Source organism: Enterobacter sp. MALB-1, assembly GCF_041021625.1.
GTDB lineage: Bacteria > Pseudomonadota > Gammaproteobacteria > Enterobacterales > Enterobacteriaceae > Enterobacter > Enterobacter oligotrophicus.
This window is the reverse complement of sequence record NZ_JBDPJL010000001.1, coordinates 2587561-2609069: the sequence shown is the minus strand read 5'-3', so window position 1 is coordinate 2609069 and position 21509 is coordinate 2587561. Positions and strand designations below refer to the sequence as shown.

21 protein-coding genes are annotated in these 21509 nt (G+C 55.3%); 10 read left to right on the top strand and 11 right to left on the bottom strand.

Annotated features, from left to right (window positions below):
• Window positions 1-10 precede the first annotated feature (10 nt).
• From murP to ABGB15_RS12470, 3 genes are all read right to left on the bottom strand, one after another.
• On the bottom strand, window positions 11-1432 hold the full coding sequence (gene murP, locus ABGB15_RS12480) for a PTS N-acetylmuramic acid transporter subunit IIBC (protein WP_215723164.1): 1422 nt from the start codon (window positions 1430-1432) through the stop codon (window positions 11-13).
• A 67-nt stretch (window positions 1433-1499) separates the two neighbouring features.
• Window positions 1500-2087, bottom strand: a complete 588-nt coding sequence (locus ABGB15_RS12475) for a DUF2057 family protein (protein WP_369064188.1) — start codon at window positions 2085-2087, stop codon at window positions 1500-1502.
• Between the two features lie 42 nt (window positions 2088-2129).
• Window positions 2130-3215, bottom strand: a complete 1086-nt coding sequence (locus ABGB15_RS12470) for a porin (protein WP_152084273.1) — start codon at window positions 3213-3215, stop codon at window positions 2130-2132.
• Between the two features lie 206 nt (window positions 3216-3421).
• Here ABGB15_RS12470 and ABGB15_RS12465 point away from each other — a divergent pair, with 206 nt between their 5' ends.
• Window positions 3422-4273, top strand: a complete 852-nt coding sequence (locus ABGB15_RS12465; RefSeq protein WP_152084274.1) for an SIS domain-containing protein — start codon at window positions 3422-3424, stop codon at window positions 4271-4273.
• Between the two features lie 45 nt (window positions 4274-4318).
• Here ABGB15_RS12465 and gdhA read toward each other — a convergent pair whose 3' ends face one another.
• A complete protein-coding gene (gdhA, locus tag ABGB15_RS12460) occupies window positions 4319-5662 on the bottom strand; it encodes an NADP-specific glutamate dehydrogenase (protein WP_152084275.1) in 1344 nt (447 codons plus the stop codon).
• 228 nt (window positions 5663-5890) lie between these two features.
• Between gdhA and ABGB15_RS12455 the strand changes: the two genes are divergently transcribed.
• The gene (locus ABGB15_RS12455; RefSeq protein WP_215723165.1) at window positions 5891-6163 is read left to right on the top strand and encodes a YnjH family protein; all 273 of its coding nucleotides are present in this window, start codon (window positions 5891-5893) and stop codon (window positions 6161-6163) included.
• Here the strand turns inward: ABGB15_RS12455 and ABGB15_RS12450 are convergent.
• Complete coding sequence (locus tag ABGB15_RS12450) at window positions 6123-6539, bottom strand: pyrimidine (deoxy)nucleoside triphosphate diphosphatase (RefSeq protein WP_275950665.1); 417 nt, start codon at window positions 6537-6539, stop codon at window positions 6123-6125. The two genes, ABGB15_RS12455 and ABGB15_RS12450, sit on opposite strands and share 41 nt — an antisense overlap.
• 75 nt (window positions 6540-6614) lie before the next feature.
• Between ABGB15_RS12450 and ABGB15_RS12445 the strand changes: the two genes are divergently transcribed.
• Window positions 6615-7187 carry a carboxymuconolactone decarboxylase family protein gene (locus ABGB15_RS12445; protein ID WP_152084278.1) on the top strand — a complete coding sequence of 191 codons (573 nt, stop codon included), beginning with the start codon at window positions 6615-6617 and terminating at the stop codon, window positions 7185-7187.
• Entirely contained in the window at window positions 7177-7794 is a 618-nt protein-coding gene (locus tag ABGB15_RS12440; RefSeq protein WP_215723166.1) for a CDP-alcohol phosphatidyltransferase family protein, read from the top strand. The genes ABGB15_RS12445 and ABGB15_RS12440 overlap by 11 nt, the downstream gene beginning before the upstream one ends.
• Here the strand turns inward: ABGB15_RS12440 and ABGB15_RS12435 are convergent.
• The 6 genes from ABGB15_RS12435 to xthA form a co-directional block, all read right to left on the bottom strand.
• The gene (locus ABGB15_RS12435) at window positions 7791-9095 is read right to left on the bottom strand and encodes a sulfurtransferase (protein ID WP_215723167.1); all 1305 of its coding nucleotides are present in this window, start codon (window positions 9093-9095) and stop codon (window positions 7791-7793) included. The two genes, ABGB15_RS12440 and ABGB15_RS12435, sit on opposite strands and share 4 nt — an antisense overlap.
• A 73-nt stretch (window positions 9096-9168) precedes the next feature.
• A complete protein-coding gene (locus ABGB15_RS12430) occupies window positions 9169-9789 on the bottom strand; it encodes an ATP-binding cassette domain-containing protein (protein WP_215723168.1) in 621 nt (206 codons plus the stop codon).
• Window positions 9789-11318, bottom strand: a complete 1530-nt coding sequence (locus tag ABGB15_RS12425) for a thiamine ABC transporter permease (protein WP_215723169.1) — start codon at window positions 11316-11318, stop codon at window positions 9789-9791. Before ABGB15_RS12425 ends, ABGB15_RS12430 begins: the two co-directional genes overlap by 1 nt.
• A complete protein-coding gene (locus ABGB15_RS12420; protein ID WP_215723269.1) occupies window positions 11291-12451 on the bottom strand; it encodes an ABC transporter substrate-binding protein in 1161 nt (386 codons plus the stop codon). The genes ABGB15_RS12425 and ABGB15_RS12420 overlap by 28 nt, the downstream gene beginning before the upstream one ends.
• A 15-nt stretch (window positions 12452-12466) precedes the next feature.
• On the bottom strand, window positions 12467-13150 hold the full coding sequence (locus ABGB15_RS12415; RefSeq protein ID WP_215723170.1) for a TVP38/TMEM64 family protein: 684 nt from the start codon (window positions 13148-13150) through the stop codon (window positions 12467-12469).
• A gap of 5 nt (window positions 13151-13155) precedes the next feature.
• Window positions 13156-13962 (bottom strand): exodeoxyribonuclease III, encoded by an 807-nt coding sequence (xthA, locus tag ABGB15_RS12410; protein WP_152084284.1) that lies wholly within the window; start codon window positions 13960-13962, stop codon window positions 13156-13158.
• Window positions 13963-14395: 433 nt separating this feature from the next.
• Here xthA and ABGB15_RS12405 point away from each other — a divergent pair, with 433 nt between their 5' ends.
• From ABGB15_RS12405 to spy, 6 genes are all read left to right on the top strand, one after another.
• Window positions 14396-15616, top strand: coding sequence for an aspartate aminotransferase family protein (locus tag ABGB15_RS12405; RefSeq protein ID WP_215723171.1), 1221 nt, complete (start codon window positions 14396-14398; stop codon window positions 15614-15616).
• A complete protein-coding gene (gene astA / locus ABGB15_RS12400; protein ID WP_215723172.1) occupies window positions 15613-16647 on the top strand; it encodes an arginine N-succinyltransferase in 1035 nt (344 codons plus the stop codon). Before ABGB15_RS12405 ends, astA begins: the two co-directional genes overlap by 4 nt.
• Window positions 16644-18131, top strand: a complete 1488-nt coding sequence (gene astD / locus ABGB15_RS12395; protein ID WP_215723173.1) for a succinylglutamate-semialdehyde dehydrogenase — start codon at window positions 16644-16646, stop codon at window positions 18129-18131. Before astA ends, astD begins: the two co-directional genes overlap by 4 nt.
• Window positions 18118-19443 carry an N-succinylarginine dihydrolase gene (astB, locus tag ABGB15_RS12390; protein WP_215723174.1) on the top strand — a complete coding sequence of 442 codons (1326 nt, stop codon included), beginning with the start codon at window positions 18118-18120 and terminating at the stop codon, window positions 19441-19443. Before astD ends, astB begins: the two co-directional genes overlap by 14 nt.
• Before the next feature lie 10 nt (window positions 19444-19453).
• On the top strand, window positions 19454-20419 hold the full coding sequence (gene astE, locus ABGB15_RS12385; RefSeq protein ID WP_215723175.1) for a succinylglutamate desuccinylase: 966 nt from the start codon (window positions 19454-19456) through the stop codon (window positions 20417-20419).
• Between the two features lie 338 nt (window positions 20420-20757).
• On the top strand, window positions 20758-21249 hold the full coding sequence (gene spy, locus ABGB15_RS12380) for an ATP-independent periplasmic protein-refolding chaperone Spy (RefSeq protein ID WP_152084290.1): 492 nt from the start codon (window positions 20758-20760) through the stop codon (window positions 21247-21249).
• Window positions 21250-21509: the final 260 nt, after the last annotated feature.

Sequence of the window (21509 nt, the reverse complement as noted above, 5' to 3'; positions counted from 1 at the left end):
TATCGATCCCTCACTGTAAGTCCACATTCTTGCAACCAAACAAGACGGTAATAATAAAGCCGAACAGCCACGAAATAAGTATCCCCGCGCCATAAACGGCAATGGCTGGCAGAATACCTTCGTCAGAGGTCATGAGCGGCAACGCGACAAGTCCGGAAGGACCAAAAGCGCTGTTGAGGCCAATAGGCAGTCCGGACCATGCGACAGTCCCTATAAAGAGTCCGCCAACCGCGCCGCCCAGACACGCCGTAATAAAGGGCTTCATTCGCGGGAGGGTCACACCGTAAATCAGTGGCTCACCCACGCCGAGGACACCGGGAATAATTGCGCCCCGGATTTGCACCCGCAGCGTGGAGGCTGCATCGGATTTCCAGTATAACGCCAGGGCCGCACCAACTTGTCCGGCACCGGCCATCGAGAGAATAGGGAAGAGAGAATTAAAGCCCTGCGAGTCCATTAGCGCGAGGTAGACGGGAATAAATCCCTGGTGAACACCAAAGACCACCGCAATCAGGAAAACGCCCGCCAGTACAGCACAGCCCAGAGGATTACTGTTCAGGTGCATAAACAGCCACGACATTCCCTGAAATAGCCACACGCCGACAGGCATGATAACGATGTAAGTCAGTGTGGCCGTCAGGATCAGCGTCAGCATTGAGGTTAAAATCATATCCAGTTCATCAGGAATAACGTTTCTGATGAATCGCTCGATCTTCGCACCGGCCCAGGCCGCCAGCAACACGCCAATGATATTCCCGCGTGGGTCAATGGTGTGACCAAAAAAGTCCTGTAAGCCGGAGTAGTAGCCCACGGTTGCCTCCGGGTTGTAGCCAAGAATAAACAGCGAAGCGATGATTGCGCCGTTTACACCTGTGCCGCCGAAAGCCTTTTGCGCGTTGTAGCCAATTAAAATAACGAGGAACGTGAAGAGCCCTTTGCTGAATACTTTTAAGAAATTCAGCGCGTCAGGTAATACGCCTTTTGCCTCTGGCGCGATGTGCATTAATGTTCCGGCCAGCGTTGCGATGCCCAGCATCAGACCTGCCGCGATAAAACCCGGAATCAGAGGGGTAAATATGGTGGCAAAATTCGCCAGGAATTGCTGCAAAGATGATTGCTGCTTACTTTTCATCTGGCTTTTGGTTTCTGCTGCAATAGCCGTCAGATCTTTAATCCCCAGCAGATGGTTCATGCTTTCGGCTGCGCGTTGTGCTTTTCCGACGCCAAAAATAACCTGAACTTCATTACCATTAATGACCACGCCGCTGACGCTGCCTGCGAGTTGTTCTTTGATATTGCTGGCTATTAACGATGTATCACCCACTCGCAGACGCAGGCGGGTCATGCAGTTGCCACAATGCTGAATGTTGCCCTTGCCTCCTGCCAGCGTGATTATTTTTTCCAGCAAATCGTTGCTGATCTGTTTAGACATGATTCCACTTCCTTATTAATTGCCATGAGGTTACCTTCCCGCTCAAATCAAAATTCATTATAACCTCTTAATTTTTTAACAACCATTTCATGAATGAGAGTTTCTGTTTATCAGATAACGCCAGATAAGCGACTTTGGCCTGCTCAAGCGCATCCTGACTTTCTTGTTTTATCTCCCCGGCGTCATGCTTTTCACCCGCCAGTAATGACCTGAAATCAGAAAAAATAGTCACGCTCTCCGGATCTACTTTTATCAGCGTGAAGGGAATAGCGGCATTATTTGCCCGTAAACTGAATTGTGGATTTTCAGCCTGCTTTTTGGCTTCTTTTTCATCGGTGACGACGGGCGTGGTCAGGGTGATTTTTTCTTTGCCTTTATAGTTAAACGTGAAAATATACGGTGCGGAGGTTATTCTCCCTTTGCCCTGGTTGACGGATTCAGGATTCACGGAACTATCGAATTTTATAACCAGTTTTTGCTCTTCATCGGGTAATGAAATGCTTCTGGAAAACATTGACACTTTGGCGTCTTTTGCCGCCAGCGCAACGATGTTTTCGCCAAGCTCCAGCGTGACGTTGGCCGCTGCAGAACCCGAAATAATAAAGAGCAGCATAAAGATAGAATTTTTCACAGACGACTCCTGGAAAAAGGGCACGTTTATTGCCCTTATCTGTGGGGGATTAATGGCTATGAAATATTAAAATTCATACCGCAGGCCGAGGTGAAAATAATCATCCTCAGGATCGCTACCACCAAAAGAGACGGTATCGCCGGTGACTCTGTTGGTTCCGGCTTCGCCATTGCGCCAGGAATAAGAGGCGTAGAGAGAACTTTTGGCGGTGGCTTTGTACTGCACTTCGAAAGTGGCATCGCGAAGTTTGAGCCCGTCACCGTCGCTGTTTTCTAAGTGACGGTAACCGGTCCGGAACCACCATTCGGGCGTCATCGACCAGACAAGCGTCGCTTCGTAGTCTTTATCTGTGCTGTCCGGGCGGCCATCGAGATATTCGACCGTGTCTTCGGCATACAGCAGGCCTAACATGACATCACCGAGATAGTAACGCGTGCCGACTCCCCACATCTGGTATTTATCGGCGTCGTCATCTGACTGTGCAGACGTCTCATCATGGCTGGCTTGCGACTGTTGGGCTGCAATAACCGGTTGTAATTTCCCTGCCGCACCGAGGTCGAGTGTATAACGCAGGGCTGTGTTGACGCCGTAATCCAGATCGGAGGAGTTGTTGCCGATGATCCATGCAGTGGAAATATCAACGTTTCCATACGTGTTCTGGTACTGAATCGTACCGTCCTGACGGAAAACCTGCACCGCGGTAGGGTCGATAGCGTTCGCCTGCCGTGCCATCGCGACATCTGAAGAGGCGAACACATCACCAATGTCGGTAAACATAATCAGACCGGATGAAACACGTCCGGCGGTGATTTTACCGTACTCCGCAAAATCGACGCCTGCCCAGACGTAACGCGCAGTCAGATCGTCGGGGTCTTCCGCTTTGATATTGTTTGCGTATTCAGCGGCATTTACCTGGTATTGCGTAAAACCGATAACGGCGAACTTGTCGTTGATCATCTGTCGTGCCGAGAAGCCGATTCGCCCGTCAAAATCACCTGAAACGTCGCCCGTTTTTTTATCTGAAACGTTAAAACCAAGGCGTCCGTAAAGGTCTATGTTCGAGCCATCATTAGCCTGATAGATAACGGCGGCATGGCCTGCAGACGCCAGCATAATGAATAATCCGGATAAATATTTAAGTCCGTTTTTCATAAACTAATCCTATAGGGGATGGAGGTGTAATATTAATTGCGATGGGAATTGTTGATCGTTTTATTTTTATTTTAAATGGAATCATAAATTCCTTTTAAATGTTTGTGATGGGTGTCAAAATTTATCGCAGGGAATTTTTTTGTTATATGTTGCTTTTATCTTTGAAGGGAAATACATTGTCTTTTAAAATGTTATAGGGGTGGTCTATGAGTTACTTGAAAAAGATAAGAATGGATTATGAAAATTACACGGAAACGGAGAGGAAAATAGCGCTCTATATCATTAACCATCTTGATATTTTCAAAGGCTGCTCTTCCCATTCCATCGCGATTGCACTGAGTGTGGCGCAATCGTCCATCTCGAAATTCGCTCAAAAACTGGGGGCGCAGGGTTTTTCTGAGTTAAAAATGCTGTTGATAGAAGAGTACAGCCGGGAAAAAAGTGCAAAGACCGATCACAGTTTGCACAGCACTATTCAGCGTTCCGACTCGCTCAATGTCATTGCTGAGAAATTGATAATAGAAAAAGTACAGGCATTAAGAGAGACAACCCAGACGATTGATTTCACTAAGCTGGAAAAAATCATCGGAATAATTAACAAAGCACAACAGATACAGATAGTGGGGCTCGGGGGATCTGCACTGGCAGCTAAAGACCTGGCGTTTAAATTAATGAAAATTGGCTTTCGGGTGACCTGCGAGATTGACTCGCATGTACAAATATCGGTTGCGCAGGCGTTAACAGAACGCGATATACAAATTGCGCTGTCGTATTCGGGCCGAAAAAAAGAGATCCTGATTGCCGCCGAAGCAGCAAAAGCGAAAGGCGCAAAGATTATAGCCATTACCTCTCTGGCAAAAAATCCGTTGCGTGACATTGCTGATTATATTTTAGAGACGGTGTCGAACGAAGATCAGTGGCGCAGTTCGTCGATTTCTTCCCGAACCGCGCAAAACTGCATAACAGATTTATTATTCGTTGGCCTGCTACAGCTTAACGATCGGCACTCTCTGGCAATGATAGAGCGGACCCGTGAACTCATTAACAGGCTTGAATGATCGCCGGGTGGCGCGACACTTCCGTCACCCGGCACAACGAGAAAATCAGATGACCCCTTGCCCGATCATCGCATCCGCCACCTTCACGAACCCGGCAATATTCGCGCCGCGCACGTAGTTGGTCTGCGACGCCTCACCGCCGTACTCAACGCACGCATGGTGAATATCCAGCATGATGTGGTGCAGACGGGCATCCACTTTCTCTGCCTTCCAGCCCATACGCGCGGCATTCTGCGCCATTTCCAGGCCTGACGTCGCCACGCCGCCTGCGTTCGCGGCTTTCCCCGGCGCAAACAGAACGCCTGCTTCCAGGAACAGATCGGTCGCCTCAATGGTGGTTGGCATATTGGCCCCTTCAGCCACGGCTTTCACGCCGTTAGCGATAAGCGTGCGAGCCGCGTCTGCATCCAGCTCGTTCTGGGTAGCGCACGGCAGGGCGATATCCACTGGCACTGACCACGGCTGCTTGCCTTCCAGATAGGTCAGCCCATACTCACGGGCATAATCCGCCACGCGACCGTCGCGGCTGGCTTTAATTTCGCACAGGCGCGCCAGCTTCTCAGCCGTAAAGCCCGATTCATCCACCACGGTGCCGCTGGAGTCAGAGGCGGTCACGACGCGCGCGCCAAACTGCATAGCTTTCTCGATGGCATACTGCGCCACGTTGCCGGAGCCTGAAACCGCCACGCGCATTCCCTCGAAGCTCAGTCCATGACGCTTAAGCATTGCGTCGGTGAAGTAGACCAGACCGTATCCGGTCGCTTCCGGGCGAATCAGGCTGCCGCCAAACGACAATCCTTTGCCGGTAAAGACGCAGGCGCTGTTATTAGAGAGTTTTTTCATCATCCCGGCCATAAAGCCCACTTCACGGCCGCCCACGCCGATATCACCGGCAGGTACATCGGTGTCTGGCCCCAGGTGACGATACAGCTCGGTCACCAGCGCCTGGCAGAAGCGCATCACTTCACCTTCGCTTTTACCTTTTGGATCGAAATCGCTGCCGCCTTTGCCGCCGCCCATTGGCAGCGTGGTAAGGGCGTTTTTAAACGTCTGCTCAAAACCGAGGAATTTCAGAATGGAGAGGTTCACGGAAGGGTGGAAGCGCATCCCCCCCTTAAACGGGCCGATAGCCGAGTTAAACTGCACGCGCCACGCACGGTTGACCTGCACCTGGTTGCGATCGTCCACCCACGCCACGCGAAACTGGATCACGCGCTCTGGCTCAACCAGGCGCTCAAGTAAAGACATTTGACGGTAACGCGGGTTTTCCTCAAGGAATGGCCACAGTGTTGTCATGACTTCACGAACAGCCTGCGCGAACTCGCTTTGATGCGGGTCGCGCTGCTGGACGTGGGCAAGGAAACTTTCCAGAGAGCGTGTCTGATCCATAGATATAAGAACCTCTTATAATATTTTATGTTTGTTGCTTAAGCGATTTGTGTTGTTTTTTTGACTATACCACCCGCAGTGCTTTGTGAGGCAAGCAGAAATTTATGTCGAAAGGGAAATTCATCACGGGGCGTTTGTCATAACTAAAAACGATGACGGGATAAATTAAAGGTTCGGCTCCGGTTTACCGTTATAGTCATTATCAGGACACAACAGGAAGATAAGTCTATGAACCGTTACGTAATGACCGCGTTATGTTTGATGTTATCCGCAGGTGCTCAGGCCGACCGCATTCGCCCGGATGTGGAAGTGAATGTGCCGCCGGATGTTTTTAGCACCAGCGGCCAGCGTGCGCAGCCGTGTAACCAGTGCTGCATTTACCAGGATCAAAACTATTCGGAAGGGGCGGTCATTAAAGCGGATGGCGTGCTGCTGCAGTGCCAGCGCGATGAACGCACCATCAGCACGAACCCGCTGGTCTGGCGGCGCGTAAAAGGATAAACGCTTCCAGCAGGGGAATATCTGCCGGGGCTAAATCGTACATAAGGGCTTCTTCTGGCGTACACCACACCAGCGCACTGTGGTAGTGCGCTTTCAGCTCTCCGCTGAAGAAGGGGACATGCCAGGCGTGCAGATGAATCAACCGCTGTGAGACTTCCCGCTGGTGGCTCGCCACGTATTGCTCAGGCATGGCCTCAATGCCAAGTTCTTCACGCAGTTCGCGGATCAGCGCGTCGGGCTGCGTTTCTCCGGCTTCGACTTTCCCACCGGCAAATTCCCACATGCCGGGCTGGTCGGCATGAGCCGGGCGCTGCGCCAGTAAAATTTTGTCGTCTTTTTCGATGATAGCGGCAACGACATCGAGTGTTTTCAGCATGGTCGTCAATAATTGATAGCGAAAAACGACATATTATCGTGCCCTTTCAAAGAGTCCAGTCATCAGGAGAATCAGGTGAAAGAGACATCCACCTGGGTTGCACCCATCGAATCCATTCCCGCCAGCCTAAAACCGATTGCCGCCATGCAGAAAAAACACTTTGGTGCGGTGCTTAACCCTACGCGCTGGTGGGGCCGAATGCCGCGTCTGTTCTGGCTGGTGGCGCTGTTTGTGGGGTTTCTGGAGCGAAGAAACGCGCGTCTTTCCCCCGTACTGCGTTCACTGTTGATGACCCGCGTCTCGCAGCTTTGTCACTGTGCATTCTGTATTGATGCCAATAGCTTACGTCTTGCCGGGCGTTCGGGCGCACTGGATAAAGTTCAGGCCGTCAACGACTGGCAGCATTCCGCGTTGTTCAGCGATGAGGAGCGTGCCGCACTGGCATTTGCTGAGGCGGTCACCGCCACGCCGCCGCAGGTGGATGAGGCCATTAAAGCGCAACTAAAACATCACTTTACGGATGAAGCTATTACCGAAATGACGGCGCTGATTGCGTTTCAAAATCTCTCAGCGCGCTTTAATGCAGCCCTTGAGATCCCGGAACAGGGGCTTTGCGCCACGTTTAAAGAGAAACCGCATGCTGGATAAATACCTGCATCCCCGTGTGAAACCGGCGTTAAACCAGCTTGCTGTCGCGCTGGATAAACCCTTTATCTCACCCGATGGATTAACGCTGACCGGGTTTGCTATCGGCGTGCTGGCGCTGCCGTTTCTGGCGCTGGGCTGGTATCCGGCGGTGCTGATTGCCATCGTGCTGAATCGCCTGCTGGATGGTCTGGACGGCGCGCTGGCGCGACGCCGGGGGCTGACGGATGCGGGAGGATTTCTGGATATCGCGCTCGATTTTCTCTTCTACGCGCTGGTGCCGTTTGGCTTTGCCCTGGCCGCACCCGCAGAAAATGCGCTGGCCGCCGCCTGGCTGTTGTTTGCGTTTATTGGTACCGGGAGTAGCTTTCTGGCGTTTGCTGCGCTGGCCGCGAAGTATGACATCAATAACCCTGGCTATGCGCACAAGTCGTTTTATTACATTGGCGGGTTAACGGAAGGGACGGAGACGATCGCGCTGTTTGTGCTGTGCTGCCTGTTTCCGGCGCACTTTACGCTGTTCGCCTGGGTATTTGGCGCGTTGTGCTGGCTGACCACCACAACGCGCATCTGGAGCGGTTATGTGACGCTGAAGTCACTCAGCCCTTAGAGGGAACGCTCAGGCCCGCGCTCGCCGGTCGATACCGGATTTTGCGGGTGGCTGCTCCATTCGTACCAGCCGCCGTCGTACACGGCGATATTCTTCCAGCCCATGGCGCGCGCGTACATAAAGGTTTCCGACGCGCGCCAGCCCGTACCGCAGTAGAACGCGACGTGCTGTTCCGGCAGGATATGCCATGTTTTCCACATGGCGGCAATATCATCCGCGCTGCGCATGGTGCCATCCGGGTTATGGAAATCCTCCATATGGGTGGCGTCGCTCCCCGCGTGGCCCCAGCGTGCGCCTGCAATATCGCCTTTTGGCTTAATATAGCTGTAGCCGCTGGTTTCACCGATAAACTCCGGCCACGAACGAATGCTGACCAGCGAGGCATCCTGGCGATGCAACATATCGCGGGCCTGTTCCATATCCACCATCAGCTGCGGCTGGCCAGGGATCGGCGCACCAAAATCAGGTGCGGGTTTCACTTTCGCAGGCATGCCGCGTTCAACCGGCAGACCCGCATCGGACCATGTTTTCCAGCCGCCATCCAGCATGCGTACATCCTTCACACCCGCATACAGCATAATCTGCGCCACGCGTGCGGCGGCATAAACGTCACGACCATACAGAATCACCGTGGTGTCGTGACGGATACCGTGCTTTGCCAGCATCGCTTTTAGCTTATCGTCGGACACTTTATTCCACAGCGGCTCGCTTTCGACGTCATTGGTATCGACATAGCCCGCGCCGGGAATATGGTTAAGCAGGTAAAACTTCGGTGTGCCCCATCCGGCTTCAATGACTTTCCAGTCGCCCAAAGGGGCGGCGGCAACCTGCTTACCCTGTTGTAACTGGTGGAGCCACTGCGGGTAAACCAGCTGTTCAAAGTGGGGTAAACGCTGCAAACGGTCGGCCGTCTGCAGGGCATCGCTCAGCGTGGATATATGGCTATACCCGGCTTTTTCCAGGCGCGCTTTGACGGCCTGGTTATCGCTATCGCTGCCATAAAGTGCAATCGGCGCTGATGGCGTAAGCTGGTGCTGTTTCGCCCAGCCGCTGAGCTGGTCATCGTTCATCGCCCCAAGCCAGGAGGCAGACAGGTTCAGCGCGGCGGGTTCATGGCCGGATGTTCCGCTCAGCGTTGGCCAGCCGTTATAAAACGCACTGATGCGGGTATCGATTACCGCGCCGTGCTGTTCCTGTAGCTGTGCCAGCGTGAGAGAGTGGGGCATATCAGCCGCCATGGAGGAAAATGAGGCGAGGCCGCAAATCAGGGCCAGCGCGGTCAGTTGAGAAACACGTTTCATCGAAAAGCCTGACGTCAGTAAATGAGGTGGGCATTGTCGTCTCTCCTGAAACAGAAAACATTGCGTTAGCACATTATTGCCAGCGAGAAATACTGAGCACCTTGCCGCCCGGTGGAATATCGTCTTCGTCATGCGTGACCAGCACCACCGGAATATTGCGCGCACGAACCACCTCGAATACCCACGCCCGGAACGACGTGCGTAGCGCCTTATCCAGACGGCTGAACGGTTCATCAAGCAGTAACGCCTGCGGCTGGGCGAGCAGGGCGCGGAGCAGGCTCACCCTGGCGCGTTCGCCACCAGAGAGCGTTGCCGGATCGCTGTGGTAATGGTTAAACAGCCCGGCTGAATTCAGCGCCTGCTCAACCGCAGACCGCCGTGCGCGTCCGGTAATCTGCGCCGGAAGTGCGACCATCAAATTCTGCCCGACGCTGAAATGGTCAAACAGCAGGGCGTCCTGAAATAAAATCCCTAACCCTCGTTTTTCCACGGGAAGCGAATCGCAGCGACGATCGTTGAGCCACAGTTCACCGTGAGCCTGAAAATCAGCCGACAGCGCGCCCGCCATCCAGGAGAAAAGCGTCGATTTACCGCTACCGGATGGCCCCATTAGCGTGACAATTTCTCCACGCGGGACGCAGAAACTGACCTGCCGAAACAGCGGCTCAATGGTGAGATCTTTTACTTTCAGCATTAACGTAATCCTTGTCGGTAGCGGCCTGCGAGCCGGGAAAGCAGCGCGGCAAGGCCAAACACGATACCCGTCAACAACAAGAGTCCCAGTGCCCGGTTTGCCAGAATCGGGACGCTGCCGCCACTGCTGAGCGCGACGGCCTCCGTGGTGAGGGTGGCGAAGCGTCCCGCGCCCGGCCAGAGCGTCTGTATGTACTGCGCCATGCTCACCGAAAAGCCGGTCGCAAAGGCCAGTAACGCAGGGCGCACCAGCAGTGGGCATTTCAGCAGCCAGAAAATTTTAGCCTGTCCCCAGCCCAGCGTTCGGGCGGTCAGGATAAGCCGTGGATCGAGCCTGCGCCACGCGGGTTGCAACACCAGCAACATCCACGGCAATACCCAGAGCAGATGGCTCCACAGCACGGCGACGTATTGCCCGTCGATACCCAGCCACAGCGCCACAACATATTGCCCGGAAACAAGCGGCAGCGCCGGGAGCGCAAGCGGCAGCCACACCCACAGTGCGCCGCGCTGCGGTCCCCACTCCAGCCAGAGAAAGATAATCACAAGGGCAATCAGACTGGAGGCCAGCCCGAATGACAGGCTGGTACCGACAGGGCCGATGTCGTCCTGTCGCGCCAGCAGCAACAGCACCGCGCTGCAGAGCAGCCCACATGCCGGGAGCAGCCAGCCAGACAAACGCTCAGGCAGCACGGCAGGCGAACGGCGACGAATACCGGTAAGGTCTGGCAGCGTGTGTCGCCACCGTGTCCAGATGCCGTAGCCGAGCGCCGAAAGTATGACCAGCAACACCAGTAAGATCAGGCACAGGAGTGTGCCCTTTGCCTGCTGCTGCGCGTCCCCCTGGCTGAGCCATTGCCAGGCCAGCACCGCCAGAGTTGGCGGGTTCCCTGGTCCCAGAACGATTGCGACATCCACAACGGAAAGCGACCAGGCCAGTACCGCCAGCATCACCGCCCCCAGCGCGGGTGCGATGGCTGGCAGAATCAGCCAGCTTACCGCCTGAATGCGGCCGTAGCCGAGGGTTTGCAAGACAATTTTCTGCTGTCTCAGACGCTTTTCCGGCAGCACGGCGAAAATCACCCACAGCACAAACGCGCTCTCTTTGACGGCAAGCGTCAGACCCAGCCCAATACCGAACCGGTCAAGCTGCGGCGAGCAGAACGTGCAGATTTGGTAGAACAGGCCGCCTTCAGCAAACATCAGCAGCACGCTGGTAGCGAAGGCAACGTGCGGGATCGCCAGCAGCCATGGCAGACGGGTGCTCAGGCGTTGCCACTGTTTCCCTGGCCACAGTAGCGTGACAAGGCTCAGAGCAATAAACAGAGCACCCAGCGTCGCGGTAAGCGCAGACACCAGCGTGGCGGCCAGCGCCTGAGGTAGCTGTGGATCGCTAAGCAGCGACTGCCAGTTGGCAACAGAAAATACCGGTGCCAGGAGCATGGCACCGGTGGGGATCAGCGGCAGATAAATCACCGCCATCGCCAGCCAGACGAGGCCGCTTAGCGGGTGCCGTAACGGCGCAGCCATTCCTGTTCCAGTGCGTTAACCCAGGCGGCGTGTGGCTCCGGGAGGACAGGGGGTAAACCTGCGGGCGTGTGGGCGCTAAGTTGTTTGGCCTCCTCAGCACGCAGGGTTGCTGCGTCAAGCACGCTCGGGTCGCCCCAGATTGTCGGATCGGCTTTGCGGATCTGCGCCTGCGGGGAAAGCAGGAAATTAGCGACCACTTTTGCTCCGGCGCTCGCGCTGGCATTGGCCGGAATGGTGACGAAATGGACATTGCCGATCATCCCGTCGTGAAAGCCGAAGCTGTAGCTGTCGGCAGGCAGTTCGCCGCGGGTTACCTTCTGCTGCGCATGGGCCGGGTTAAAGGTCAGCGACAGGTTCAGGCTTCCGCTTGCCAGCAGGGCATCCATCCGTGCAGGTGAGGGCGGAAAATCGTTTCCTTCACGCCACAGCAGCGGATGCAGCTTGTCGAGGTAATCCCATAGCGGGGCGGAGACCTGCGCAAAGGTATTATCTGGCGCTTTTTTTAATGCTTCAGGTTGCGCGGTCAGCGCCAGAAGCAACTGCTCAAGAAACGCGGTGCCGGTAAAATCAGGCGGTCGCGGATAACTCACTTTGCCTGGGTGCTGCTTTGCATATTCCAGCAAGGCCTGAGGATTTTCCGGTGGTGTCGGTATGCTTGCTTTGCGGGCAATAAAGCTCAACTGCGCGCCGCCCCATGGGGATTCTGCTCCGTCGGTCGGGATAGCGAAATCTTCCGTGACCGGTTTACGGGTATCGACATATCGCCAGTTTGGCAGAGCCTGTGCCCATCCGGTTTGCAGCAGGTTTGCCTCTTTCAGCGTGCGGAAGTTTTCCCCGTTAACCCATAACAGATCGACCGAGCCGTGAGTTTTTCGCCCTGCGGCCGCCTCGGTCTGGATACGTTTAACGGCATCGGCGGCATCGGCCAGATGAACGATTTTAAGGTCGATGGCGTAGTGCGTTTTCATTTCACCACTCACCCAGTCGAGATAACGATTGACCGCCTGATCGCCGCCCCAGGCATTAAACCAGACGGTCTGGCCTTTGGCCTGTTGTTGAAGGGATTGCCAGCTATCTGTAGCAAATGCAGGGGCGGTCAGCAGCAGAGCTGTCAGAAACGCGCAAAAACGCACACGGCGCATAATGCCTCACTTTTTAAAAGAGGAGGTGTAACGGGAAAACAGCCAGCGAGTGACCAGCGGTAATAACCCTAATAGTGTAAAGGCGAATAACACTCCCGGCGACAGAATATCGCGTAGCGACGTCAGTTCACCCAGCTCACGTCCGGCGTTCAGAAAAAGCACCGTCGCAGGGAGCATGGCAAGCTGGCTAATCCATCCGTAGCGGATCGCGCTGAGACGGGTGAGGCCCATCAGCAGGTTGACCAGGAAGAACGGAAACAGCGGCATCAGGCGGAGGGCAAAAAGATAACGTGCGCCGTCGCGAGCCATTCCGGCATTGATAGTGTGCATCTGGCGCGCAAAACGCCGCTGTACCCAATCGCGCAGCAGATAACGGCTGGCGAGCATGGCGAACGTTGCGCCAAGCGTGGAGGCCAATGACACCAGCAGCACGCCTTCCCACAGGCTAAACAGCGCCCCGCCCAGCAGCGTTAATATTGCTGCGCCGGGGATAGAGAGCGCGGAGACCACCACATAAAGCCCAAAATAGACCAGCGCACTCTGGAGCGGAGCCCGCTCTACCTGAGCGAGTAACGTCTGCTGGTGTGTTTTTATGGTATCCAGAGAAAGCGTCCCTGGCGGGAGGACGGTGAATGCCAGCGCAAATGCGCCCAGAAGGGCGCACAGGAAGAGTATTTTTTGAGTGTTCACACGGTTTACAGCTTAAATTTCGCCCACACAGGTGCGTGGTCAGAGGGTTTTTCCATGCTGCGAATCGCGTAGTCAATGCCCGTTTCAATGCAGCGGTCCGCCAGTGGCGCACTCGCCAGCAGCAGGTCTATACGCAGACCCCGGTTGTCATCAAAACCTTTTGAACGGTAGTCAAACCACGAGAAGCGGTCCTGCGTTTCCGGGTTAGCGGTGCGGAACGTATCCACCAGGCCCCAGCCCAGCAGCCGCTCCATCCACTCGCGCTCTTCCGGCAGGAAAGAGCATTTGCCGGTGCGCAGCCAGCGTTTGCGGTTCTCTTCACCGATGCCAATGTCCAGGTCGGTCGGGCTAATGTTCATATCGCCCATGATCAGCACCGGATTCTCTTTTTTCAGCTCGGTAGTCAGGTAATCCTGCAGATCCTGATAGAACTTCGCTTTGGCCGGGAATTTGGTTTCATGATCGCGGCTCTCGCCCTGTGGGAAATAGCCGTTGATCACCGTGATATTGCCCAATGCTGAGGGCACTTCCGCCATAATGATACGGCGCTGCGCCTCGCCGTCATCGCCAGGGAAGCCACGGCGCACGGAAACGGGCGTCTCTTTGGTCAGCAGCGCAACGCCGTAGTGGCCTTTCTGCCCGTGATAAAAGACGTTATAGCCCAGTTTCGCCACCTCTTCGAGGGGGAACATATCGTCGTGGACCTTTGTCTCCTGCAGGCCGATCACATCGGGTTGATGTTGCTCAACAATCGCTTCAAGCTGGTGAGGGCGGGCACGCAGGCCGTTGATATTAAAAGAGACAAATTTCATAGTCGCTGCCAGTGCAAGGTGAATAGTGCATGGATGGTAGCAGAAATTGCGTCGTCTGTTATCCGCTTCGCCCAATTACTGCGACAGATATGGCCAGTAGTGCAATATTTGCACCATTCCGACGCGCCTCGCCCTCAAATGGGGCATAAACGGCCGATAAATTTCGCCAGCGATCACAATTCCAGAATTATATTTGGCCTGTGCATACTCTTTCTGGTTTTCATGCGGCAAAGCGCCGCTTGCTGTAAAAATATTCACTTTTTATGCAATAACAGTGAATAATTCCATATTGTAACTCATTGATATTCTGTCCTCCCAACCCGTTTATGCATTTTTATCGCTGGCTGGCACGAACTCTGCAATCTACATTCACAGTGCAAACACTCAATAATTTAACATTTAAACAACCTTTTATTTACCGGATGAGGTCGCTATGTCTCTGTCAATTACGCGTGGAAATTTCGATGAATGGATGATGCCGGTTTACGCTCCGGCGGCTTTTATTCCGGTACGTGGGGAAGGCTCGCGCCTGTGGGATCAGCAGGGCAAAGAGTATATCGACTTTGCGGGTGGGATTGCGGTGAATGCGCTGGGGCATGCGCACCCGGCGCTGCGTCAGGCGCTGAACGATCAGGCGGCAAAATTCTGGCATACCGGTAACGGCTATACCAACGAACCGGCACTGCGTCTGGCGAAAAAACTGATTGACGCCACCTTCGCAGAGAAAGTCTTTTTCTGTAACTCCGGTGCGGAGGCGAACGAAGCCGCGCTGAAGCTGGCGCGCAAATATGCGCACGATAAATTTGGCGCACACAAGAGCGGTATCGTCGCGTTTAAAAATGCCTTTCATGGCCGCACGCTGTTTACCGTCAGTGCGGGCGGCCAGCCAGCGTACTCGCAGGATTTTGCGCCGCTGCCGCCGGATATTCGTCACGCTGTTTATAACGATCTGCAGTCCGCGAGCGAGCTGATTGACGATACCACCTGTGCGGTGATCGTCGAGCCGATGCAGGGCGAGGGGGGCGTGCTTCCGGCGCAAAAAGCCTTCCTGCAAGGGGTGCGGGAACTGTGCGATCGTCACAACGCGGTGCTGATTTTTGACGAGGTTCAGACAGGCGTTGGCCGCACCGGTGAGCTGTATGCCTATATGCACTATGGCGTCACGCCGGATGTGCTTTCCACTGCAAAAGCGCTGGGCGGTGGTTTCCCGGTTGGCGCGATGCTGACGACCGATAAGTTCGCCAGCGTGATGACGGTGGGCACTCACGGCACCACCTACGGCGGCAACCCACTGGCATCTGCCGTGGCCGGACAGGTGCTGGATATCATTAACACGCCGGAGGTCCTTCACGGTGTGAAGCAGCGTCATGACTGGTTTGTCGAGCGTTTAACCGCCATCAACAACAAGACGGGCCTGTTTAAAGAGATCCGCGGTCTGGGGCTGTTAATTGGCTGCGAACTCACGCCTGAGTTTGCCGGAAAAGCTAAACTTATCTCACAGGAAGCAGCAAAAATGGGCGTGATGGTGCTGATTGCGGGTGCCAGCGTGGTGCGGTTTGCCCCCGCGCTGATTGTCAGTGAGGAAGAGGTTCAGACCGGTTTAGACCGTTTTGCGCAGGCCTGTGAACAGGTGAAGTCAGGGGTGTCATCATGATGGTCATCCGTCCCGTTGAGCGCGGCGATCTCGCCGGGCTTATGCAGCTTGCCGGTAAGACAGGAGGCGGGCTAACGTCGCTCCCTGCCGATGAAACGACGCTGTCGGCGCGTATTGAGCGCGCCCTGCAGACCTGGCAAGGGACGTTGCCGAAAAGCGAACAGGGTTATGTGTTCGTACTCGAAGATACCGACACCGGCACCGTGGCCGGGATTTGCGCCATTGAAGTGGCCGTGGGGCTTAACGACCCGTGGTACAACTACCGGGTAGGCACGCTGGTTCACGCCTCGAAAGAGCTGAATGTCTACAATGCGCTGCCAACGCTGTTCCTCAGTAACGATCACACCGGCAGCAGCGAACTCTGTACGCTGTTCCTTGACCCGGCCTGGCGCAAAGAAGGCAACGGTTATCTGCTTTCCAAATCGCGCTTTCTGTTTATGGCCGCCTTCCGCGATCGCTTCAATGAAAAAGTGGTCGCCGAGATGCGCGGTGTTATCGACGACAAAGGCTACTCCCCGTTCTGGGAGAGCCTGGGCGAACGCTTCTTCTCGATGGAGTTTAGCCGGGCGGATTACCTGTGCGGGACCGGTCAAAAAGCCTTTATCGCTGAACTGATGCCAAAACACCCGATTTATACCCACTTCCTCAGCCCTGAAGCACAGGCGGTGATCGGCGAAGTGCATCCGCAAACCGCACCTGCCCGCGCGGTGCTGGAGAAAGAAGGATTCCGCTACCGTAACTATGTCGACATCTTTGACGGCGGCCCAACGCTTGAGTGTGACATTGACCGCGTGCGTGCCATCCGTAAAAGCCGTCTGGTGAAGGTCTCTGAGGGGCAACCTGCACCGGGCGAATGGCCGGCCTGTCTGGTGGCGAACGAACAATACGACAATTTCCGCGCCATGCTAGTGCGGACGAACCCGAAATGCGAGCGGCTGGTGCTGACGCCCGCCCAACTGGATGCCCTGAAATGTAACGCCGGCGACACGGTTCGTCTGGTGCGACTCTGCCCTGAGGAGAAAACAGCATGACTTTATGGATTAACGGTGACTGGGTTACGGGTGAAGGCGAGCCGCGCGTAAAAACCAATCCGGTGGGTAAAGAGGTGCTGTGGCAGGGGAACGATGCCAGTGCTGGGCAGGTTGAGCAGGCCTGTAACGCTGCTCGCCGCGCCTTCCCGGCATGGGCGAAACAGCCTTTTACCGTGCGCCAGGCCATTGTCGAAAAATTTGCTGCTCTGCTGGAGGCGAATAAAGCTGAGCTGACCCAGGTTATCGCCTCGGAAACCAGCAAACCGCGCTGGGAGGCGACAACCGAAGTGACGGCGATGATCAACAAAATCGCCATTTCGGTGAAGGCATACCACACCCGCACCGGTGAACATCACACTGAGATGCCCGACGGTGCGGCCACGCTACGCCATCGCCCGCACGGTGTGCTCGCAGTGTTTGGTCCGTATAACTTCCCCGGCCATTTGCCGAACGGACACATTGTGCCTGCGTTGCTGGCGGGTAATACCGTTATCTTCAAGCCGAGTGAGTTAACGCCGTTAACCGGTGAAGCGGTGGTGAAGCTGTGGGAACAGGCTGGTCTGCCGCCGGGCGTGCTCAACCTGGTACAGGGCGGGCGTGAAACCGGCCAGGCGCTGAGTGCGCTGAGTGATATTGACGGCCTGCTGTTTACCGGCAGCGCCGGAACGGGCTATCAGCTGCATCGCCAGCTGGCAGGGCAGCCGGAAAAAATTCTGGCGCTGGAGATGGGCGGTAATAACCCGCTGATTGTCGAAGATCCTGACGATATTGATGCGGCTGTGCACCTGACCATTCAGTCAGCGTTTATTACCGCCGGGCAGCGCTGTACCTGTGCGCGTCGTCTGCTGGTGAAGCGCGGGGCACAAGGTGACGCGTTCCTGGCGCGACTGGTGGACGTTACGGCGCGGCTGGTGCCCGCGCCGTGGGATGCCGAACCACAGCCGTTTATCGGTGGGCTGATTTCCGCGCAGGCCGCGCAGAACGTGCTGAAAGCCTGGCAGGACCACGTTGCGCGCGGCGCGAAAACCTTGCTGGAGCCAAAGCAGACCCAGCCAGGCACTTCGCTGCTGACGCCAGGGATTATTGAGATGAGCGACGCCCGCAACGTGCCGGATGAGGAGGTCTTTGGTCCGCTGCTGTGCGTCTGGCGCTATGACGATTTTGACAGCGCCATCGCAATGGCGAACAACACCCGCTATGGCCTGTCGAGCGGTTTGATTTCGCCGCAACGCGAGAAATTCGATCAACTGCTGCTTGAAGCGCGCGCAGGGATCGTGAACTGGAATAAACCGCTCACCGGTGCAGCGAGCACCGCGCCGTTTGGCGGCGTAGGGGCATCCGGTAACCACCGCGCCAGCGCGTGGTATGCCGCTGACTACTGCGCGTGGCCGATGGCGAGCCTGGAAACGCCAGCGCTGACGTTGCCGGAGACGCTGAATCCGGGGCTGGATTTCACTCAGGGAGACGCCCATGAAAGCGCGTGAGGTTAATTTCGACGGGCTGGTGGGGCTGACGCACCACTATGCCGGTCTGTCGTTTGGTAATGAAGCCTCGACGAAGCACCGTTTCCAGATCTCTAATCCAAAGCTGGCAGCGAAGCAGGGGCTGCTGAAAATGAAGGCGCTGTCGGATGCCGGTTTCCCGCAGGCGGTGATCCCGCCGCAGGAGCGCCCGAATGTGGCGGTGCTGCGCCAGCTTGGGTTTAGCGGCAGCGATGAGCAGGTGGTTGAGAAAGCAGGTACGCAGACACCACAGCTGCTCTCTGCGGCCAGCTCCGCCTCCTCAATGTGGGTGGCAAATGCGGCAACCGTCGCGCCGTCGGCAGATACGCTGGATGGCAAAGTGCATTTGACCGTGGCGAATCTGAATAACAAATTCCATCGCGCTACCGAGGCGGATACCACCGAACGTGTGCTGAGCGCTATCTTCAGTGATGAAACGTATTTCAGCGTGCATCAGGCGCTGCCGCAGGTGGCGATGTTTGGTGACGAGGGGGCCGCTAACCATAACCGCCTGGGCGGTGATTATGGCGAGCCGGGTCTGCAGCTGTTTATTTACGGGCGGGAAGAGGGCGGTTATTCAGCCCCGACGCGTTATCCGGCCCGCCAGACCCTGGCCGCAAGCCAGGCGGTTGCGCGCCTGAATCAGGTTAATCCTTCGCAGGTGATTTTTGCTCAGCAGAATCCACAGGTGATCGACCAGGGCGTGTTCCACAACGATGTGATTGCCGTCTCCAACCGTCAGGTGCTGTTCTGCCATGAACAGGCGTTTGCTCACCAGGAGAAGCTGCTCGCCACGCTGCATGAGCGGGTGCCCGGTTTTATGCCCATTCAGGTTCCGACGCAGGCCGTCAGCGTGCAGGATGCGGTGGAAACCTACCTCTTCAACAGCCAGTTGCTGAGCTGTGATGATGGCAGCATGATGCTGGTGCTGCCGCAGGAGTCCCGCAATCACGATGGCGTGTGGCGTTACCTGAGCGAACTGGTGAAGGCTGATAACCCGATCGATGAACTGCGCGTATTTGACCTGCGCGAAAGCATGGCCAACGGAGGCGGCCCGGCGTGCTTGCGTCTTCGCGTGGTATTGACGCAAAGCGAAATGCAGGCCGTGAACCCTGCCGTGATGATGAACGACACGCTGTTTAACACGCTGAACGACTGGGTGGATCGTTACTATCGTGACAGGCTGACCCAGGCCGATCTGGTTGACCCGCAGCTTCTGCGTGAGGGCCGCGAGGCGCTGGATGCGTTGTCGACAATCCTGCACCTGGGCTCTGTTTATCCGTTCCAGCGCTAAAGGAGAAGGTATGGAAAATTTACTGGCGCTGACGCTGGCCGATAACGTGCCGGAGCAGCGCGAGGGTGAAGGCCCGTCGTTCAACTGGCGGTGGATCGGGCGTGGCGTGCTCGAACTGACGCCATTCGCGGATGCCGGTTTGTCGGTTCTGCTTTCAACGGGGATTCATGGTAACGAAACGGCACCCGTTGAGATTGTCGATCTGCTGCTTCATGCCCTGTACCGCGGCGACATTACCCTGAAATGTCGTCTGCTGGTGATTCTCGGCAATCCACCTGCGCTGGCGCAAAATAAACGTTATCTGGTGAGCGATATTAACCGCATGTTCGGCGGTCGCTGGGCGCAGTTCCCGCAAAGTGACGAAACGGCGCGCGCGCAGTGGCTGGAAAAGACGGTGACGGCGTTTTTTACCGCTGCCGGGCCATGCCGCTGGCACCTCGATCTGCACACGGCGATCCGCGCCTCGTACCATCTGCGTTTTGGCGTTTTGCCGCAGCGTAGCCTGCCGTGGGATGAAGACTTTTTGTCCTGGCTCGGTGATGCAGGGCTGGAGGCGCTGGTGTTCCACCAGTCGCCAGGCGGCACTTTTACCCACTTTACCTGTGAACATTTCGGTGCGCTGGCCTGCACGCTGGAACTGGGCAAAGCGCTGCCGTTCGGGCATAACGATCTCACACGCTTTGCGCCCACGCATGCTGCGCTCAGGGCATTGCTCGGTGGAACGACGCCGGAACATAATCCGGAGCCCGTTGCGCGTTACCGTGTAGTGCAGCAGATTACCCGTCGCAGCGACGCCTTCCAGTTGCACATGGCAGCGCATACCCTGAACTTTACGCCATTCCGCCAGGGCGTGCTGTTGGCAGAAGACGGAGAGGAGCGCTATGAGGTGCAGAAAAGCACTGAGTATGTCTTATTCCCGAATCCCTCTGTGGCATTTGGCCTGAGAGCAGGACTGATGCTGGAAAAATTGTCCTGACTGATTCCCCCTCTTTTACTGGTGAGGGGGAAAGGAGCACTATTTTCTTAGCGATTAAGGCGGTCACGTTTCTTTTGCGGATTATTCCTGGATAATTGCTTTATTATTACCCGTTGCTTCGTTATACTTCTTCATAATCTCTTTAAAATCATCCTGTTGAATATTATTGTTTCAACTCTCCACGCTTTTTCCTTAATTTCTCCATATTTGGTGAAAATGTGTTTTTTATACTTTCATTGTTTTACCGTTGCTCTGACTAATTGACGATAAACCCCGTAAAGTTAATCTCGTCAACACGGCATAGCGCCGAAGAATAACTGAAAGTAAGGAAATACATTATGCGTAAATTAACTGCACTGTTTGTTGCTTCTACCCTGGCTCTGGGCGCGACCAGCATGGCGTTCGCTGCAGATACGGCGACCACCACAGCAGCACCTGCTGAAGGTAAAATGATGATGCATCATAAAGGCAAGCCAGGTATGCACCACGACATGATGTTTAAAGATCTGAACCTGACCGATGCACAGAAACAGCAGGTTCGCGAGATCATGAAAAGCCAGCGCGACCAGATGAAACGTCCTCCACTGGAAGAACGCCGTGCAATGCATGACATCATCGCCAGCGACAGCTTCGATAAAGCAAAAGCCGAAGCGCAGATCGACAAAATGGCGGAACAGCATAAAGCAAGCATGCTGGCTCGTATGGAAACCCAGAATAAGATCTACAACATTCTGACGCCGGAACAGAAAAAACAGTTTAATGCCAATTTTGAGAAGCGTCTGACAGAACGTCGCGCACCGGAAGGTAAAATGCCAGCACCAGCCGAATAATCGGTTCACTCTCTTAAGACCGCCGGGCTCCTGTCTACAAAAGCGAAATCGCTGTGGACAGGACCGGCGGTTTTTTCTTTCACACCCTCTTGTCTGTTGCCAGAAGCGCGGTATTCTCCTGTAGTCGCTTCAGATAATGTCTAACAGAGTCATAGCGTTATATTTTTTTATCCACGCAGGCTAAGGCATGTCTGCTCTGCTGCCGATAATACGTTCGTGATTACCTGACTATAACAATCAAGATCGCAGCGGTAGCGATA